This is a genomic window from Pseudoalteromonas sp. S2893 (genome assembly GCF_005887105.1).
Lineage (GTDB): Bacteria > Pseudomonadota > Gammaproteobacteria > Enterobacterales > Alteromonadaceae > Pseudoalteromonas > Pseudoalteromonas atlantica.
This window is the reverse complement of sequence record NZ_PNCY01000014.1, coordinates 89,942-108,388: the sequence shown is the minus strand read 5'-3', so window position 1 is coordinate 108,388 and position 18,447 is coordinate 89,942. Positions and strand designations below refer to the sequence as shown.

The window sequence follows — 18,447 nt, the reverse complement described above, 5'->3', positions numbered from 1 at the left end:
GACTCACAATGAAAAAATATAACCTTATAACCGCCTCTCTTTTAACGTTAGGTTTAACGGCTTGCGGCGCTCAAAACACAAGTGCAACTAACGAAAGTACCACAGCACAGGTTACATCGGCACCAGGCGCTCCAGGTGCAGAGCCTTTTTGGGCTTATGCGGGTAAAACAGGTATTGGTACATCATACGAGCAATACCAAAACGGCCAATACACTGATGCAGCTGCAACGGGGGATGTGTCTAAAGTATGGTTTTCAATTGCTAAAGGGATGATCACAGAAACCATGTTTGGGCTTATTCACCAAGCACAAATAAAAGACATGCAATTTATAGTAACAGGTAAAGATTTTACCGTTAGTGAAGCGGATGATTTAAATGTCACCATTGATTACTTACATAAAGATGCACAAGGTCGCCCGTTATCGCTGGCTTATAAAGTAACAAGCACTGATAAACAAGGCCGTTTTAGCCTAGAAAAACACATATTTACTGACCCAGATGGGCAAACCCTGTTTGTACGCAGCGTATTTAATACTGAGCTTGAAGGGTTAAAAGCGTATGTGTCTGTTAATCCGTACATTAATAATAACGGCTTAGGTGACTTTGCTAAAACAACAGAGCAAGGCCTAGTCGCGTGGGAAAACGATAACTATCTATCACTTCAATCCGCATCACCATTTAAAACAAAAACGGTCGGGTTTACAGGAGAAAGTGACGGCATTAATGCACTTAAAACTACGCAATCTATAAATAACCAATACACAAATACCGGCGAAACTGCTGGTAATGTAAGCATGCTTGCAGAGCTTGGCGAGATAAGTGCAAATACCACTTTTGATTTAGCCCTGAGCTTTGGTAAAACCCAGCAGCAAAGTATTCAGCAAGGCGAAAAAAGCTTAGCTAAAGGGTACCAAGCGGTACTTGATCACTACAACGGCAAAGGTGAAGCGCTAGGCTGGGAAGATTACCTACAAAGCCTAAAACCGCTTAATACCATGGTTAAACAAACAGCCGATAACGGTAAGCTTTTATACACCAGCGCCATGGTATTAAAAGCACAAGAAGATAAAACACACGCAGGAGCATTAATTGCTTCTTTATCTAACCCATGGGGCGAAACGGTTTCAGCCAAAGAAGGTTCTACGGGTTATAAAGCGGTATGGGTGCGTGATTTTTATCAAGTAGCCATGGCATTTATGGCGCTTGGTGATACTGCCACAGCAAAAACAGCGTTCGAATACCTAGAAAAAGTGCAAGTAAACAGCAAAACACCAGGTAATAAAGGCGATACCGGCTGGTTTTTGCAAAAAACACACGTCGATGGTGAATTAGAATGGGTAGGCGTACAGCTTGATCAAACTGCTATGCCTATCATGCTGGCATGGAAGTTACATAAAGCCAACGTACTTAGCGATGAAGAGCTAAAAAGCTGGTACGGCAAAATGTTAAAACCAGCGGCCGATTTTTTAGTCGAGGGGGGACTTGCTAAAATCTTGTGGAACGACACACAAATTACACCACCGGCAACACAACAAGAGCGCTGGGAAGAGCAAAGTGGTTATTCGCCATCTACAACTGCGGCAATAGTGGCAGGCCTTATTACCGCAAGCGATATCGCAACGCTTAGTGGCGATGATAAAAACGCGCAGCGCTACCTTGCCACGGCTAAAAAATACAGCAGCGATATTGAATCGCAAATGTTTACTACCGAAGGTAACTTAAAAGGCGAAAATAGCGATGGCGAATACTTTATTCGTATAGGCCAAGATACCGATGCAAACTCAAACACTAAAATTAACGCTAATAATGGCCGCGAAGGGTTTAATAAAAAGCAAATTTTAGATGGCGGCTTTTTAGAGCTAGTACGCTATGGCGTACGCGGTGCAAATGATGAAAGCATCGTTAAAACACTACCTGAGTATGACGACGAAACGCTTGAAGATAACCTACAAGTTAAATACAGCTTTAGTTTTGATGATGGCAGCGGCACTTTTGCAGGCTACCGCCGCTATGGCAATGATGGCTACGGTGAAGATGAAGTTAAAGGCACAAACTATGCTGAGGGTGGCAGCAATACACCAGGCCAACGTGGGCGTGTATGGCCATTTTTCACCGGTGAGCGCGGGCATTACGAAATCGCAGCAGCTAATGCAAACAACGCTCTGGATGATGCTAAACAAGCGCAAATTAAAAACAGCTATGTAAAAGGCTTAGAGCAATTTGCTAATAACGGCCTTATGTTACCAGAGCAAGTATGGGATGGTGTAGGGGTTAACAAAGCAGGTTATGAGCTAGGCGAGGGGACTAATTCAGCAACACCATTGGCATGGACTCATGCCGAGTATATTAAATTAGTCCGTTCATTGAGCGACAAACAAGTTTGGGATCATTATCCCGTTGTTGAGAAAGCTTTAAAATAAGGCTAGTTCAAAATGTAAAATTAAAGCCACGGTTAACAGCCGTGGCTTTTTTGTATCTAAGTGGGGGTTTAATATTTAATAAGCACAATGACGTTGAGTTATAAATTCTTAACTAGACCCTCTGGCAATTAATACCGGCGGTAAAAGGGTGCTTTGCACCTCTTCTTCACGTATTAATTTAAGTAAGTTCTCTACTAACATTTGCCCTGCGACGGTGGTGTCTTGCGCTATGGTTGTAAGCGGTGGGTTTATGTAGCTTGCAATGGCTATGTTATCAAAACCGACCACGGCCACTTCGTTAGGAACATTAATATTGGCTTCTTTTAAAGCGCGAATTGCACCAATGGCAATTAAATCACTGGCAGCAAATAAGGCGTTAAATTTAATATTATTAGCAATAAGTGAGCGTGTAGCATGATAACCAGACTCTTCAGTTGAAATAGCATTGGCCATTTTTCGCTCATTAATGGTTATACCATTAGTAAGTAGCTCATCTTTAAACCCCTGAAAGCGGGCAAAAAATTCTGGGCTGTGATCAGATGCATCACCGATAAATGCGCAATCGGTGCGGTTATGGGCAATTAAATGGCCAGCGGCTAGTTTGCCCCCGCCGTAGTTGTCGCAGCATACAGTAAGATCTGGGCGGTTATCTACTGTAGCGCCCCAGCATACAAACTTAGTGTTTTGGTCAAGCAAGGTTTTAAATTTTGGTTGAAAGTCTATGTAATCACCATAGCCGAGCAAAATAATGCCATCGGCTCTGTGGCTGTCTTCGTAGTCGGCTTGCCAATCGGCACTAGCTGATTGAAACGATACCAATAAGTCGTAACCTTCTTTTGCACACGCACGAGTAATACTGCCCAGCATTGATAAAAAGAATGGATTTATTTGTGATTCATCTGATGTTGGGTCTTCAAACAACAATAGCGCAAGGGTACTACTTTGCTGAGTACGTAAGTTGCTGGCATTTTTATCAACTTTATAGTTAAGTTGTTTTGCTATGTCGTGGACGCGTTTGCGTGTTTCTTCATTAACAAGGGGGCTGTTACGTAAAGCGCGAGATACAGTTGATTGTGAAACCCCTGCATAATGGGCAATGTCAAATGAGGTGGCTTTACCTTTCATTGTTACAACTTAATTAAATGCTAAATAATTGTGTCATTTTCGACTATTAGTGAATTATTTCAAGCTTTTTGCGATTTATTATTGATCTAATCCTGACACCGGTGTCATAATGCCAATGTTTTATCATTTTGTTGTCAAAACGTATTAGCTGCTATTTTATATAGCAGCCTTTTTTACTGTGATAGCTACTTTGAGGTGATAGCTCAAAGTGTATAAATAACAACGCATAGCCGTTGTAAAATAATAAGCATAAGCCGCTTACACAAAAGAGATAATACCATGAGCCAAAATTCTTCTGCCCAGTTTAACCCTATCTTAGTTGCCGATATTGGTGGCACCAATGCGCGCTTTGCATTAATTACCGACTTTAATGAGCAAACTAACCAATTTGTTATTGAGCATATTAACATATTTCCCAGTGCTAATTTTGGCTCTTTAGAAAGCGCACTTGAACAATACCTAACAACGATTCCCCATGTTACGCCAACTCAGGCATGTTTAGCTGTTGCAGGCCCTATAAAAGCAGGCCAAGTGCATTTAACCAATTTAGGTTGGCATTTTAGTGTTAGTGAATTTAAAGCACATTTTAATTTAACACAATTAGAAGTAATTAATGACTTTGCTGCTTTTGCTTATGCAGCGCCTTATTTAGACTCAACGCAAAACATTACTATTAAGCCTGGCCAAGCCGATGCAAATGCAAACATTGGTGTTATGGGCCCAGGTACTGGCTTTGGTGCTGCATGTTTAGTGCGTACAGCGCAGTCAACTGCAGTATTAAGCTCTGAGGGCGGGCATATGTCGCTTGCTCCTGTAAACGAGCTAGACGCTTTATTAATTAACGAGCTTCGAAAAGAGCACCCTCATGTATCTATAGAAACTGTTTTTTCAGGCCCAGGTATTGCCCATTTATACAAAGCAATGGCAGCCGTGAAAGGGGTTACAGCTAAAAATTTAGACGCAGCACAAATTAGTAGCCTTGCAAACAGTGGCGAGTGTGAAGTGTGCGATGCAACGCTTAATCAGTTTTGTGACTGGATAGGCAGTGTGGCAGGCGATTTAGCGGTAGTATACGGCGCATTAGGTGGCCTATTTATAGGTGGCGGTATTTTACCGCGCATGCAAACCCGATTACTTGAAAGCCGCTTTGTAGAGCGTTTTTCGCAAAAAGGTGTTATGTCGCAATATGCAGGGCAAATTCCAGTTACTTTAGTAACACAAGATAACATACCGCTAATTGGGGCGGGTGCGTGTTTATATAACAGCAAGTAAATTTGCTTAATGGTTGTATTTGGATAATGAACAAATGAAAAAAGTAACCATAAATAGCGTAGCAAGCCATGCGGGGGTTTCTAAAAAAACCGTGTCGCGGGTTTTAAATAATGAGCCTAACGTGAGTGCAGCTACGCGCGAAAAAGTACTTAAAGTATTTAAAGAGCTTGATTACACGCCTAACCCAATAGCACGCGGGCTTGCGCAAAATCGCAGCTTTATTATTGGCTGCTTATACGACAACCCCAGTAAAAGTTATATAACACGCGTACAAACGGGTGCGCTTGCTGCCTGTAAAGAAAATAACTACAACTTACTAATACACCCGTGCGAATTACGTGGCGATGATTTAATTAACGATATAGAGCAGTTATTACAAACCTCGCGTTTAGATGGCGTAGTACTGACCCCGCCATTTGGTGATTTTGAAAAACTCGCTAATTTTTTAAAAGCCAAAAAAATACCCTATGCACGGGTTGCATCGGCACTGCTAGAAGATGATTCAATTTCAGTGCGCAGTAATGACGAGCAGGGCGCTTATGAAATAACCGAGCACTTAATTTCGCTTGGTCATAAGTCGATTGCTTTTATTAAAGGCCACCCTGATCACAGTGCTACGCAACAGCGCTTTAAAGGTTACAGACGAGCGTTGGCAAGCCACGGCATAGAATTTGACGAGCGCTTAGTAGAAGAGGGTAACTTTAGTTATCACTCAGGTGTAGACAGTGCGCGCAGCATTTTAGATTTATCGCCACGTCCTACCGCGGTATTTGCATCGAACGATTACATGGCGGCGGCGGTACTAAAACTTGCCACACAGCGCCAATTACGCGTACCCGATGATATCTCTATTGCAGGGTTTGATAATGCACCAATTGCTCGCCATATATGGCCGGGCTTAACGACTATTGCACAACCTGTAGAAGAAATGACTAAACAAGCTGTTACGCAGCTTATATCGCATATTTCGCAGCCACAAGAGCAGCCATATCAGGTAACGCTAGAATCACGCTTAATTACCCGCGAGTCTACAGCAGCAATAAAATAACCCCCTTTTTTGCTTTTCACAGTAACCCGAATTTGAGTGACGCTTATTCGGGTTTTTTTTGTGCGGATTTTAGCAAATAAACTAAAATTAGCATGGTCATTAATTGGTCACGTTAAAATTTTACACTATTTTTGTTACTCAGGGTTGACACCGGTGTCAATGCTATGCGTTAATACAGTGACACCGGTGTCAGGGTTGTTGTGAGAGGCTCCCTGGTAGCGTACCTTTGAACGGGTAAATCAAAGATGCTCAGTGCAGTTATTTACGTGGAGTCTGTAATTGCTACTGAGCCTTTTTCCTCTAACTAATAGAGATGAGCTAAATTATGTTGCACCCTCGCATTGAAGAAGTCACCCAACGCGTTATTGAACGCAGTAAACAAACCCGTCAAGATTATTTAGATCGTATTTCGCACGCAAAAAAACAAACAAGAGTCCGTGCCGGACTAGGCTGCGGAAACATCGCTCACGTTATGGCTGCGTGTAGCAGCGACGACAAAGCGCGCTTAAAGGCTGATGAGCAGCCAAATCTTGCTATTATCAACTCATATAACGATATGCTTTCGGCCCATGTGCCATACAAAGATTTCCCAGATTTAATTAAAGACCTTGCTACTAAGTACGACGCAACTGCCCAAGTTGCAGGCGGTGTACCAGCAATGTGTGATGGTGTTACGCAAGGGCGTGACGGCATGGAATTATCGCTTTTTTCTCGCGACGTAATTGCTATGTCTACTGCGGTATCACTATCGCATGACGTATTTGACGGCGTTTTTTGCTTAGGCGTATGTGACAAAATTGTCCCAGGTTTATTAATTGGTGCCTTATCTTTTGGTCACTTACCGGTATTCTTTTTACCAGCTGGGCCAATGCAATCTGGTATTCCTAACAAAGAAAAAGCACGTATTCGCCAAAAATTTGCACAAGGTTTAGTAAGCCGTGAAGACTTACTTGAAGCTGAAAGCGCCTCGTATCACAGCGCAGGTACGTGTACGTTTTACGGTACTGCTAACTCAAATCAAATGTTAATGGAAATAATGGGCTTACACCTTCCAGGTAGCTCGTTTATTAACCCTTACACTGAGCTTCGCGATGGTTTAACAGGTAATGCTGTAGAAACCATGCTTAAGCAGCTTACAGATGATAAAGAAAGCCCGTGTTTAGCAGATGTAATCAGCGAAAAAACCATTATTAATGGTTTAGTTGGTTTGCTATCTACAGGTGGCTCTACTAACCACGCTATTCATATTGTTGCTATCGCAAAAGCGGCGGGCATACAAGTAACGTGGAAAGACATGTCTGATTTATCAGAAGTTGTACCACTACTTACGCGTATTTACCCTAACGGCTCAGCCGATGTAAACCATTTCCAAGCCGCAGGCGGTATGGGCTTTTTAATGCGTGAATTAGCCGGTGCGGGTTACTTGCATACTGATGTTAAAACAATGCTTGGTGAAGGCTTAGCGCCTTACATGATGGAGCCGCGTTTAGATAAAGACGACAGCTTAATTATGAGCAACTCAACAGGCCCTTCAAAAGTGAAATGGGTAGATTGCCCAGAAAACTCACTCGATGAAGAAGTACTGCGTCCAATTAGCAATCCATTTAGCAAGCAAGGCGGCCTACAACTACTTACAGGTAACCTAGGTAAAGCAGTCATTAAAGTCTCTGCTGTAGCTACTGAGCATCAAGTAGTAACAGCCCCAGCTAAAGTATTTAGCTCACAAGGCGAACTGCAAGAGGCATACAGCCGTGGCGAGTTAAACCAAGACTTTATTGCCGTGCTTAAAGAGCAAGGCCCTAAAGCGAAAGGTATGCCAGAGCTGCATAAATTAACGCCAGTAATGGCAACACTTCAAGACGAAGGCTTTAAAGTAGCCATTGTGACTGATGGCCGTATGTCGGGCGCATCAGGTAAAGTGCCTGCTGCTATTCACTTAGCGCCAGAAGCTGTTGAAGGTGGCATTATTGCAAAAATTCTTGAGGGCGATTTAGTAACACTGGATGCGCCAAACGGAATATTAAAAGTACATGTTAGCGACGAAGAGCTTGCTAAGCGTGAACTACAACTTAGCCAACCAAGCTTAACCTTTGGTACCGGCCGAGAGTTATTTACTGGATTTAGAAATATTGTAAGCAGCGCCGATTTAGGTGCGAGTGCTTTTGGACTTGAATAATAATTGCCACACACTGGGTAATGAGGAACAAGTAATGAGTATTGAAAAAATCTTAGCGTCGGCACCTGTGGTGCCAGTGGTTGTAATCGAAAAACTAGAAGATGCAGCACCACTCGCTAGAGCGTTATACAACGGTGGCTTAAAAGCCCTTGAAATTACGCTACGCACGCCTGTTGCAGTGGAAGCTGTAAAACTAATGAAAGCAGAAGTTCCAGAAGCTTACGTTGGTACAGGTACAGTGGTTGATAAAGCTAGCTTTGATGCTTCAGTAGAAGCAGGCGCTGATTTTATGGTAAGCCCAGGTGTAAGTGATGAATTATTAGCATTAGCTAAAGATTCAGACATCCCTTTTTTACCGGGTGCAGCAACTGCAAGCGAAGTAATGCAGTTAGCAAGCCATGGCTTTAAGTACTTAAAATTCTTCCCTGCAGAGGCTGCAGGTGGAACGGCAATGCTTAAGTCGATTGGCGGGCCATTGCCGCACATTACTTTTTGCCCAACCGGTGGTATTAGCCTAGCAACAGCCCCTAATTACTTAGCGCTTAATAACGTTATTTGTGTTGGTGGTACGTGGATGCTAGATAAGCAACTAATTGAAAACAAAGACTGGCAAGCCATTGAAGCGCTTGCTCGACAAGCAAGTGAAGTTAAATAGGAGTCTAAAAATGATTAATGTAGCAATTAATGGCTATGGCCGTATCGGTCGCAACGTATTACGTGCACTTTACGAGTCAGCACAAAACAGTGAAATTAAAATTGTAGCAATTAACGATTTAGCACCGGCTAACGTAAATGCGCATTTAACACAATTTGACTCAGTTCACGGTCAATTTTCTCAAAAAGTAATGTTATCAGATAACACTATGCTGATTGGTGATGACGTAATTACTTTGACTCAAGAGCGTGACCCTGCAAACTTACCGTGGAAAGAGTTAAACGTAGATATCGTTTTAGAATGTACTGGTTTTTTCACTAAGCGTGAAGACGCAGCTAAGCACATTACAGCAGGTGCTAAAAAAGTAATTGTGTCTGCTCCTGGTAAAGATTTAGATGCAACGGTAGTACACGGCGTTAACAGCGATGTAATTAACGCTGATAGCAACATTATCTCTAACGCATCATGTACTACTAACTGTTTAGCGCCAATTGCAAAAGCAATTAACGACACAGTAGGTATTGAGCAAGGTAGCATGACTACAATTCATGCTTATACAAACGATCAAAACTTATCTGACGTTTATCACCCAGATCTATACCGTGCACGTAGTGCAACTCAGTCTATGATCCCAACTAAAACAGGTGCTGCTGCAGCTGTTGGCTTAGTACTTCCTGAGCTTGCGGGTAAATTAGACGGTATGTCGGTACGTGTACCTACTATCAATGTTTCTTTAGTTGATTTTACGTTTATCACTAAGCGCGAAACAACTGCTGAAGAAATCAACGAAGTAATGAAAGCCGCAGCAACAGGTTCAATGAAAGAAATTTTAGAGTACAACGAGCTTCCGCTTGTTTCTATTGATTTTAATCACAACCCTGCGTCATCAATTTTTGATGCAACGCAAACTAAAGCTGATGGCAAACTAGTTAAAGTAATGGCTTGGTACGACAACGAGTGGGGTTTCTCAAACCGCATGTTAGACCAAGTTAAAGCATTAGGTCAGTACTTATAATTGACCCTGTAAAAGTTTAGCTTTATCCAACCAAGCCTGCATTATGCAGGCTTTTTTATTTTGATTAATTTATACCCGCTCGTTTAATAGAGCGCTTAGCTCTTTAAAACTAGGGCGCGATGCAATATCAGTATTTATAGCACGCGCTGCTATATCAGACATTTTATCAAACAGTTCGTTTTGCTTATCTGCAGTGCTAACAGTGCTTAATAAGTCCTCAATTAAACAACCAAAAGCGCGTACTTCTATAAGTTCTATGCGTTTTTTCTCTTCTTGAGTAAGCATGGCTAAATTTGTAGCTGCACCAAAATCACCAAATAAAACGTCATATTGTTCATTTATCATGGTGTTGTGTGCGTAAATATCGCCATGACTTACGTTGTTAGCATGTAAGTGGGCAAGGGTGCTTATCATTTGCTGGGCAACTTTATAAATTGCCTCAGGCGAATAGTGACAGTGTGTATTAAATGTATCGCGCGTACAGGTTTCTAAACTAGGCGGCAAACCTAAATTAGTAAAGCGTGTATCTATTAGCTCCATAACTAAACCAAGCTGTGTGCTTTGCTCTATGTAGCTTAATACGTTAATTAAGTTTTTATGATAGCCTGCTTGTAAACAGCAGTTTACTTCATCAAGTGGGTAGCCATCGCTTGTAATTGCCCCTTTAAATAATTTTACCGCCACATCGTGCTGTGCTGTTTTAGCTAAATGAATAACGCCCGATGCACCTTGGCCAATTACTTTTTTAAGCTGAAAATTTTCAAGTGGGGTGTTTTGCAAACGACTATTAGTTAAGCATTGAGCTTTATTAAATGCATTACCCGCAAAGGCAAGCCAAGCAAGTTTAGGTAATTCTAATAGCCAATTATCAAGTTTTGTTAGGTTATTAGCAGAGAGCCTAACTAGCTCTAAATTAGTACAAGAGGCCATACTCGCGGGTAGTTGTTTTAGGTTATTTCCTGCAAGGGCGAGCTTTTTAAGCTGTGTGTAATTACCAAAGTCACTTGGCAATGCGCTTAATTTGTTATCGGTCAGTATTAACCATTCAATATTTTTAGGTAAGCTGTTTAGTGCAAACTCTGTTATTTGATTACCTTTAAATGCAACCATAATTAAAGCAGGGCACTTAGCGAGTACTTTTGGTATATGTTTAAATTGGTTAAACGATAAAAACACCCGCTTAAGCTTTGTTAAGCACGCAAATTCATCTGGCAGTGTAGTGAGATTATTGTTTGATAAATCGAGTACTTCTAGGGTATCTGCAAGGGTTAAAATTTCTAAAGGAAACTCAGTTAAGCCTTCAACGAGTTGTAAGCGAGTAACACCATTCAACCTACCAGACTTAAGCTCTGCAAGGGTATTCATAAATTTTCACAAGCCTTTTAAAATAAAAAAGCCAACATCGCTGTTGGCTTAAAGTAAATACGTTTAGTAAAGTTTAAAATTGCGCGTTATGGTAAACGTTTTGCACGTCGTCACAATCTTCAAGCATGGCTAAAAAGCGCTCCATTACTTCTACGTCTTCACCTTCAATAGGAGCTTCAACTTGTGGTACAAACGAAATTAAATCTACGTCAAAATCTGTAATACCCATTTCTTCAAGCGCTGTACGGGTGTTGTTGTATTCTGTATGTGGTGCAAAAACCGTCACTTTACCGTTTTCTACTTCTACATCTGTTACATCAACATCGGCCATCATAAGGGCTTCTAGTACAGCTTCATCGTCATCGCCATCAAAAACAAAAATAGCGAGGTGATCAAATAAATGTGATACCGAATTTTGTGCGCCTATTTTAGCGTTTGCTTTGGTAAAACAAATACGTACATCAGCAAACGTACGCTTATTGTTGTCGGTTAAACAGTCAACAATAATCATACAGTTACCAGGGCCGTAACCCTCATAACGTGTGGCTGCGTAATCTTCACCGCCGCCGCCTTTGGCTTTGTCTATTGCGCGCTCAATAACGTGTGCGGGTACCTGGTCTTTTTTAGCGCGCTCGATTAAACGGCGCAGCGCAAGGTTACCATCTGGGTCTACGCCACCATTTTTAGCGCAAATGTATATTTCTTTACCGTACTTAGAATAAACTTTAGTTTTAGCACCCGCAGTTTTAGCCATTGAATCTTTTTTGTTTTGGTAAGCTCTTCCCATCTGCGTTTCGCCTTAATATATGTAAATTATTGAATAAAATTGCAAGGCCGTATTCTAAAGGTAAAGCCGCAGTATCGCCAGTAAATGGCGTTAATTAATCTTCTTGCTGTTGTAATTGCCACATTTGAGCGTATTGACCATTTTGTAATAAAAGCGCTGAATGTGTGCCTTGTTCAACTAGTTCGCCTTTTTTAAATACTAATATGTTATCGGCATCAACTATAGTTGATAGCCGGTGTGCAATCACAATACTGGTGTGGTTTTGAGTTACATCGCGCATTGCCTTTAAAATGGCTTGCTCCGCGTGCGAGTCGAGCGCCGAGGTTGCCTCATCAAAAATTAAAATAGGAGATTGCTTTAAAATTGCACGTGCAATTGCAATACGTTGTTTTTCGCCTCCAGATACTTTTAAACCGCGCTCGCCCACTAACGTTTTATCGCCTTGCGCTAAAGTTGAAATAAAGTCCTTTAAATGGGCCATTTCTATTGCTTTATCTATTTCACTATCGCTTGCTGTGGGTCTGCCATAGGCAATGTTTTCGCGTATGCTGGTGTTAAATAGCACGGTGTCTTGTGGCACTATAGCAATGGCTTTACGCAGGCTATCGAGAGTGACGGCGTCTATAGCTTGGTTATCTATGGTTATACTGCCCGCGCTAATATCGTAAAAGCGATAAAGTAACCGCGCCAACGAGCTTTTACCTGCACCACTTGCACCTACAACGGCAACCTTACTGCCTGCTTTAACTTTAAAGCTAATATTACTAAGAATAGGGCGGCTGGCATCGTAACTAAAACTGACATTATTAAAGGCTATATTACCTTTGCTAACACAAAGGTGTTGAGCATGGGGGCGCTGAGTTATCTGTGGTTTTTTATTAAGTAATCCCAGCATGTTTTCTAAATCGGTTAGGGCGCGCCTTATTTCTCGATAAACAAATCCCAAAAAGTTAAGCGGTAAAAATAATTGGATCATGTAGGCGTTTATCATTACTAGTTCGCCAATTGTTAGAGCGCCCGTTACCACCTCTTTGGCACCTAACCACATCAGCGCTGTAATAGCGCTTGCGATTATCAACGCTTGGCCTGAATTAAGCGCAAGCAACGACATTCTATTTTTTAAACGGGCGGTTTCCCAATTTGCTAAAAAAGAGTCGTATGTTTTAGCTTCAAATTCTTCGTTATTAAAATATTTTACAGTCTCGTAGTTAAGCAGGCTGTTTATGGCGCGCGTGTTACTAAGGTTATCGGCGGCGTTTGCCTCGCGTATAAAACGGTTTCGCCACTGCGTTACTCTTACAGTAAAGGTAATATAAATAGCAACCGCTAATAAGGTTATTAACGCAAACCAAATAGAAAATAGTGAGCCAAAAATAATAGCAACGGTCAGTATTTCAAAAAGGGTGGGGACAATATTAAACATTAAAAAACGCATTAAAAAGCTCAGCCCACTAGTACCACGCTCTATATCACGGCTTATTCCACCGGTTTGCCTATCGAGATGAAAAGCAAGCTCTAGCGAGTGTAAATGTTTAAATACTTTTAACCCAATATCACGCATCGCGTGCTCTGTCACACGAGAGAACACCGCATCTCTTACTTCGCCTAAAAACACGCTGGCAAACCTAAGCCCACCATACAAAAGCAATAGTAATGCAGGGATAACTAAAACTGGATTGATTGATTTATCAACCGAGTCGATAATTTCTTTTAATGCCCAAGGCATTAAAAGAGTTGCGCCTTTAGCTCCTATAAGCGCTAAAAGTGCAATAAATACGCGCCCTTTAAATTTAGTAATGTATGGCCACAGCGTTTTAATGCTTTGTTTTAAGGTCATTGCATCGGCGCGTTTTATAGTACTGTGTTTAGAGCGCATTACGGATCTCAGTCAAATAAATACTTAATTAATATGCATTGTATTTTAAATACTTGCCCATATATACTACGCATCCCTTATTTTAGTTTGACGCAACCATGTTTAACATTCGTGTGTTTATATCTGCTTTTTTACTGTTTTGTGCGCTTTTTAGTGTTCAAAGTAGTGCGCAGTGCGCGACACATAAATTAAACACTGCAACCACCTCATTGAGTGTGTTTGCTGATAGCGTTGAGTTAGCTAAAACGCTGCCTATATCAAAATCGGTAAAGGGAAATGAGCACAAAAAAACTCATCAAACAGGGTTTGACGCTCATCAACCTAGGTTAACGGCTGGTAATTCTTCGTTATTTTTACATGTCGCGCAAAGTGAGCCTGAATACGACGTTGTATTTGAATTTTTTGCACACACCCATTTTAGAGAAATATACCTAAGCCCCAACGCTTTTATTGCCCAACAGCCATGGTATACACTTGTAACGCATAGCAAAAAGTCGCGACTCAGCGGCTGGAAAGACGCTAATTTACTTTATACCGCCGTAAGTACCTACCACGCTTAATTTTCATATTTAATTTTTATTAGGTTTTAACGTTTTACGTTTAAGCCTTGAGATTAATTGTGCTTTTAAAAAGTACGTTACCGGTTCTGGTAATAAGGAAACACCATGTTAAGTGTAAAAAAAGATCACAAGCCGTTTATGGCTAAATTTAAATTAAGCTATATAGCCATGCTTATTGTGCTGGTTTTATTAGCCATTAGCGCATTACCCAACTTATACCCTAATAAATCGTGGTTACATGTAAGCAATGCACCTCATAGCGAAACACAAGCTGTGCCAAGTACTAATGCATTAGTTACTTTTTTAAATAACCAAGGCTTAAAAGTTGAGCAAGGGCTAAATAATCAAACATCTATAAATATTTTGTTAAACGAGCCAACTAAAAGCGCACAAGCGCAAGCGGCTATAAAGGCGCAGTATCCAAACACGCAAGTTAAAATTGTAGAACATGCAACGAGCCCACTTTGGCTGCAAGAGTTTGGTTTATCGCCAATAAAATTGGGACTAGATTTAAACGGCGGTGTGTTATTTGTACTCGACGTAGATTTAGATAAAGCAATTGATGAGCAACTAGTCAGTGCGTATCAACAAGCAAAAGCAATTATTATTAAGCAAAAAGCGCACGGCCTGAAAGTGCTGCAAACAGGGCACGGCTTTGAAATAAATGCACACCCAAATGGAGCGAAAAAGCTTACCCCGGTAATCAATGAGCTACAAAGTCGATTTGCTAATTTAGCAGTTTCAACAACCAGTAATGCTGATATTAAAAATGCAAAATTCACCTATTCAGAGCAAGGGCGAAGCAACTTTGATAAAGAAGTTATGAGCCAAACGCTCACAACGCTTCGCTCACGTATAGAAGAATTAGGCATTACCGAAGCCGTCACTCAGCGCCAAGGTAAAAACCGTATACGCATAGAGCTACCTGGCGTGCAAGACCCAACAGAGGCAAAGCGCATTATAGGCGCAACTGCATCACTTGGGTTTTATCAGTTAAAAGAAATTGGTGGTAAAACATTTGATATGCAATCGGGCGGGACCATCAAACTTGACCCTGTGCCAATTTTTACCGGTGAGCATATTAATAATGCCACCATAGGGCGCGACGACTGGGGTAAACCACTTGTGCAACTTAGCCTTGATGGACAAGGCGGCGATGCCATGTCAGCGTTTTCAAAAGCAAATATTGGTAAACCTATGGCCACGGTTTACTCTGAGTACTCTCAAAATGCTAAAGGTGAAACGGTTAAAAAAAGCGAAGTTATAAATGTGGCGAATATTGCGCAGCATTTAAGTTCACGTTTTAGTATTACCAATATGAAAAGCCAACAAGCAGCGGCCGACCTAGCACTATTATTACGCGCAGGCTCGCTAACTGCACCGGTTATTATTGTGCACGAGCAAACAATTGGCCCAAGCCTAGGTCAAGAAAATATAACTAACGGCTTGGCCGCATTGATGCTGGGCATGGGTATTACACTTGCCTTTATGGCAACGTGGTATCGCCGCTTAGGACTTATTGCAAACGTAGCGCTATTATTAAATTTAACGTCGCTTGTGGGGCTAATGTCGTTATTACCAGGGGTTGTGTTAACACTTCCGGGTATTGCCGGGCTGGTACTCACCATTGGTATGGCGGTAGATACCAACGTTATTATATTTGAGCGAATAAAAGAAGAGCGTAGAAAAGGCCGCTCTGCTTATCAAGCTATTCAAGAAGGTTACAAGCAAGCCGCTAACACCATATTTGATGCCAATATAACCACCATGATCACCGCGCTTATTTTATATGGAATAGGTTACGGCCCAGTTAAAGGCTTTGCCATAACATTGGCACTTGGCTTAATAACCTCGGTATTTACTGGCGTGTACGTATCAAAAGTACTAAGCCAAACGGTATATTTAAAAATGGCTAAAAAAGCAGGAGTAAATGCACATGCTTAACATTTTTTTAAAGGGCGAGGCGGGTACACGTCTGCGTTTTTCGGGCATGCTTTTGAGCGCCATACTTGTACTGCTATCGGTATTTACGCTTAGTCAAAAAGGGCTTAATTTTGGGCTCGACTTTACCGGTGGTTACCTAACAGAATTTACCACCAGCCAAGGTGTTGAGCTAAAACAACTTGAGCAATTTATTACTAAAAATCACAATGGCGAGTTTGAACTAACCGCACAAGGTAATAATCACTTTCAACTACGCGAAGCGCCCAGCGGTTCAACAGCAAATAGTAGTGATTGGCAAAGTGCCATTACACAAAATGCAGACATTAACGCCGAGGTTTTATCATCAGCGTATATTGGCTCGCAAGTGGGTGATGAACTGTTTGAACAAGGTTGTTTAGCGCTATTTTCAGCCATGGTTGCAGTAATGCTTTATTTAGCGGTGCGGTTTGAATGGCGTTTAGCCGTAGGCTCTGTAGTTGCGTTAGTGCATGATTTATTACTGGTACTGGGGCTATTTTCGCTATTAAGTATTGAGTTTAATTTGACGGTACTTGCCAGTTTGCTGGCCATTATAGGTTATTCACTTAACGACTCTATAATTGTGGGTGATAGAGTACGCGAGCTTTTACGTGTTAAATCTAATAATGCACTTAGCCCTGCAAGTATTATTAACAACGCCATAAAAAGTACCTTAACACGTACGCTTATTACATCGGGTACCACACTTGCTACAGTTGCAAGTGTTTGGCTCCTCGCGGGTGCGCCATTACAAGGCTTTGCCATCGCGCTATTTACCGGCATTGTAGTAGGCACGTTCTCATCTATTTGTATTGCCGCCACGTTACCCGAGCTTTTAGGGTTAAGTGCTAAAAATTACGAAGAAAAACAAGATGCAGAAACGCAAGCGTTGCTCGATATGCCCTAGCAATAAATGCTTATAAAAATCTGCATTAAAACACAGGCGTTTAAAATAATGGTTTTAAGCGCCTTATAACGGTAAAATTAATCACATAGTTTACCGTATTGGTTATTAGCGCCTTTCATGAATAAATCCCACGTAACAGAACACCTTAAATTTGCACTCGAAGCACAATTAAACAGTGCAAAACAAGCAGCAAAAGCCGCGCACGACGCCGCCACTCACGAAGAAAGTGTTGCAGAAACGCAGTACGATACCCTAGGACTCGAGGCCGCTTATTTAGCACAAGGCCAAGCCGAGCGTGTAAACGATTGCTACAAAAGCATTAAACAGTTTGAAGCCATTTTTAAAGAGCCCACTCACAAAAAAGTGATTATAAGCTCACTCGTTTGTTTAGAAGATGAAAACGAGCTACAAAAATGGTTTTATTTAGGCCCAGCCGCAGGCGGGTTAACGGTTGAAGTAAAAGGGCAAACTATTCAAGTTGTTACACCCGAAGCACCACTAGGTAAACAACTTTTAGGCAAACAGCTTGATGATGAAGTAATCCTAACCATTGCAGGCAAAAACCATGAATATGAAGTGGTAGAAATTTTATAAACATTGGTTTTATATGTAGGTCGGATAAGCTAAGCGCCATCCGACAAAGGTAACTTGTTCTACAACATTATTAACAGTCGTTTTGGTGTGTCATAAGCCTTCAAAGTGGTGTTTAATAAGTTTCTATATTTTCATTATAGGATAATTTATGCAGCGAATACCTGATATACGTATTTGGAGAACAGCAAATGAGTATCAAGAATCTTCAGTGATCTTATTAGAAGCTGGGAAAGGCTGGTCTGCCTCAATTTTGGCTGCACTTGCAATTGAGATTTATTTGAAATCTTTCCTTTCATCAGAGGTTAAAATTGAACTTGATGAAGATATTTACCAAAGTTTCAAGAAAACAAAGCGTGGGCATAGCTTAACTGAGCTTTTCTATCGTATCCCTAAAAAATACCAAGACGAGCTAGTTTCTGGGTATGAAAAAACAGTCTGCGAACGTACTCTCATACAGCGCTTGGAAAGGTATAATAACCTTTTTTTTGATGCTCGCTATATTCATGAGCAAAATCCAACAGTGTATGTGGACAATTTAATAGTGAGGCTTGCTGAAGATATAAGAAATGTAGTTGCTAACATTTCGACTCAATGAGTACTGTAAAAATATAAGGCGCATAAATGGAACATACCAGTGGGTTTTGCTCGTAGGTAGCTAATTTAAAAAACTATTTTATTGCCTCTT

15 protein-coding genes are annotated in these 18,447 nt (G+C 41.3%); 11 read left to right on the top strand and 4 right to left on the bottom strand.

Annotated elements, in window-relative coordinates; all coding sequences use genetic code 11:
- Window positions 1-8: 8 nt before the first annotated feature.
- Window positions 9-2,420, top strand: a complete 2,412-nt coding sequence (locus tag CWC04_RS08550) for a glycoside hydrolase family 15 protein (protein ID WP_138685147.1) — start codon at window positions 9-11, stop codon at window positions 2,418-2,420.
- A 108-nt stretch (window positions 2,421-2,528) separates the two neighbouring features.
- Here the strand turns inward: CWC04_RS08550 and CWC04_RS08545 are convergent, their stop codons facing one another.
- Complete coding sequence (locus CWC04_RS08545) at window positions 2,529-3,545, bottom strand: LacI family DNA-binding transcriptional regulator (protein WP_054982417.1); 1,017 nt, start codon at window positions 3,543-3,545, stop codon at window positions 2,529-2,531.
- A gap of 279 nt (window positions 3,546-3,824) precedes the next feature.
- Here CWC04_RS08545 and glk point away from each other — a divergent pair, with 279 nt between their 5' ends.
- The 5 genes from glk (at window position 3,825) to gap (ending at window position 9,711) form a co-directional block, all read left to right on the top strand.
- On the top strand, window positions 3,825-4,817 hold the full coding sequence (glk, locus tag CWC04_RS08540) for a glucokinase (protein WP_024034046.1): 993 nt from the start codon (window positions 3,825-3,827) through the stop codon (window positions 4,815-4,817).
- A gap of 34 nt (window positions 4,818-4,851) precedes the next feature.
- Entirely contained in the window at window positions 4,852-5,865 is a 1,014-nt protein-coding gene (locus tag CWC04_RS08535; RefSeq protein WP_024034047.1) for a LacI family DNA-binding transcriptional regulator, read from the top strand.
- A gap of 325 nt (window positions 5,866-6,190) precedes the next feature.
- A complete protein-coding gene (gene edd / locus CWC04_RS08530) occupies window positions 6,191-8,041 on the top strand; it encodes a phosphogluconate dehydratase (RefSeq protein WP_029773525.1) in 1,851 nt (616 codons plus the stop codon).
- 34 nt (window positions 8,042-8,075) lie between these two features.
- Complete coding sequence (gene eda / locus CWC04_RS08525) at window positions 8,076-8,696, top strand: bifunctional 4-hydroxy-2-oxoglutarate aldolase/2-dehydro-3-deoxy-phosphogluconate aldolase (protein WP_004587806.1); 621 nt, start codon at window positions 8,076-8,078, stop codon at window positions 8,694-8,696.
- A gap of 10 nt (window positions 8,697-8,706) precedes the next feature.
- Window positions 8,707-9,711, top strand: coding sequence for a type I glyceraldehyde-3-phosphate dehydrogenase (gap, locus tag CWC04_RS08520; RefSeq protein WP_138685146.1), 1,005 nt, complete (start codon window positions 8,707-8,709; stop codon window positions 9,709-9,711).
- A gap of 69 nt (window positions 9,712-9,780) precedes the next feature.
- Here the strand turns inward: gap and CWC04_RS08515 are convergent, their stop codons facing one another.
- The 3 genes from CWC04_RS08515 to CWC04_RS08505 form a co-directional block, all read right to left on the bottom strand.
- On the bottom strand, window positions 9,781-11,076 hold the full coding sequence (locus CWC04_RS08515; RefSeq protein ID WP_138685145.1) for a leucine-rich repeat-containing protein kinase family protein: 1,296 nt from the start codon (window positions 11,074-11,076) through the stop codon (window positions 9,781-9,783).
- 73 nt (window positions 11,077-11,149) lie between these two features.
- Window positions 11,150-11,863 (bottom strand): YebC/PmpR family DNA-binding transcriptional regulator, encoded by a 714-nt coding sequence (locus CWC04_RS08510; RefSeq protein ID WP_004587809.1) that lies wholly within the window; start codon window positions 11,861-11,863, stop codon window positions 11,150-11,152.
- A 94-nt stretch (window positions 11,864-11,957) separates the two neighbouring features.
- A complete protein-coding gene (locus CWC04_RS08505; RefSeq protein WP_138685144.1) occupies window positions 11,958-13,739 on the bottom strand; it encodes an ABCB family ABC transporter ATP-binding protein/permease in 1,782 nt (593 codons plus the stop codon).
- A gap of 98 nt (window positions 13,740-13,837) precedes the next feature.
- Here CWC04_RS08505 and CWC04_RS08500 point away from each other — a divergent pair, with 98 nt between their 5' ends.
- The 5 genes from CWC04_RS08500 to CWC04_RS08480 all read left to right on the top strand — a co-directional run bounded on the left by CWC04_RS08500 (window position 13,838) and on the right by CWC04_RS08480 (window position 18,357).
- The gene (locus CWC04_RS08500; protein WP_138685143.1) at window positions 13,838-14,299 is read left to right on the top strand and encodes a hypothetical protein; all 462 of its coding nucleotides are present in this window, start codon (window positions 13,838-13,840) and stop codon (window positions 14,297-14,299) included.
- A gap of 105 nt (window positions 14,300-14,404) precedes the next feature.
- Window positions 14,405-16,243, top strand: coding sequence for a protein translocase subunit SecD (gene secD / locus CWC04_RS08495; protein ID WP_138685142.1), 1,839 nt, complete (start codon window positions 14,405-14,407; stop codon window positions 16,241-16,243).
- Complete coding sequence (gene secF / locus CWC04_RS08490; RefSeq protein ID WP_096740390.1) at window positions 16,236-17,168, top strand: protein translocase subunit SecF; 933 nt, start codon at window positions 16,236-16,238, stop codon at window positions 17,166-17,168. Before secD ends, secF begins: the two co-directional genes overlap by 8 nt.
- 117 nt (window positions 17,169-17,285) lie before the next feature.
- Window positions 17,286-17,762, top strand: coding sequence for a GreA/GreB family elongation factor (locus CWC04_RS08485; RefSeq protein WP_126006789.1), 477 nt, complete (start codon window positions 17,286-17,288; stop codon window positions 17,760-17,762).
- A gap of 148 nt (window positions 17,763-17,910) precedes the next feature.
- Window positions 17,911-18,357, top strand: a complete 447-nt coding sequence (locus CWC04_RS08480; protein WP_138685141.1) for a hypothetical protein — start codon at window positions 17,911-17,913, stop codon at window positions 18,355-18,357.
- Window positions 18,358-18,447: the final 90 nt, after the last annotated feature.

Coding starts and splice junctions, on each gene's coding strand:
- eda (WP_004587806.1), top strand. CDS start 8,076: ATGAGTATTGAAAAAATCTTAGCGTCGGCACCTGTGGTGCCAGTGGTT.
- CWC04_RS08545 (WP_054982417.1), bottom strand. CDS start 3,545: ATGAAAGGTAAAGCCACCTCATTTGACATTGCCCATTATGCAGGGGTT.
- CWC04_RS08505 (WP_138685144.1), bottom strand. CDS start 13,739: ATGCGCTCTAAACACAGTACTATAAAACGCGCCGATGCAATGACCTTA.
- CWC04_RS08510 (WP_004587809.1), bottom strand. CDS start 11,863: ATGGGAAGAGCTTACCAAAACAAAAAAGATTCAATGGCTAAAACTGCG.
- CWC04_RS08500 (WP_138685143.1), top strand. CDS start 13,838: ATGTTTAACATTCGTGTGTTTATATCTGCTTTTTTACTGTTTTGTGCG.
- gap (WP_138685146.1), top strand. CDS start 8,707: ATGATTAATGTAGCAATTAATGGCTATGGCCGTATCGGTCGCAACGTA.
- CWC04_RS08535 (WP_024034047.1), top strand. CDS start 4,852: ATGAAAAAAGTAACCATAAATAGCGTAGCAAGCCATGCGGGGGTTTCT.
- edd (WP_029773525.1), top strand. CDS start 6,191: ATGTTGCACCCTCGCATTGAAGAAGTCACCCAACGCGTTATTGAACGC.
- CWC04_RS08485 (WP_126006789.1), top strand. CDS start 17,286: ATGAATAAATCCCACGTAACAGAACACCTTAAATTTGCACTCGAAGCA.
- CWC04_RS08550 (WP_138685147.1), top strand. CDS start 9: ATGAAAAAATATAACCTTATAACCGCCTCTCTTTTAACGTTAGGTTTA.
- glk (WP_024034046.1), top strand. CDS start 3,825: ATGAGCCAAAATTCTTCTGCCCAGTTTAACCCTATCTTAGTTGCCGAT.
- secF (WP_096740390.1), top strand. CDS start 16,236: ATGCTTAACATTTTTTTAAAGGGCGAGGCGGGTACACGTCTGCGTTTT.
- secD (WP_138685142.1), top strand. CDS start 14,405: ATGTTAAGTGTAAAAAAAGATCACAAGCCGTTTATGGCTAAATTTAAA.
- CWC04_RS08480 (WP_138685141.1), top strand. CDS start 17,911: ATGCAGCGAATACCTGATATACGTATTTGGAGAACAGCAAATGAGTAT.
- CWC04_RS08515 (WP_138685145.1), bottom strand. CDS start 11,076: ATGAATACCCTTGCAGAGCTTAAGTCTGGTAGGTTGAATGGTGTTACT.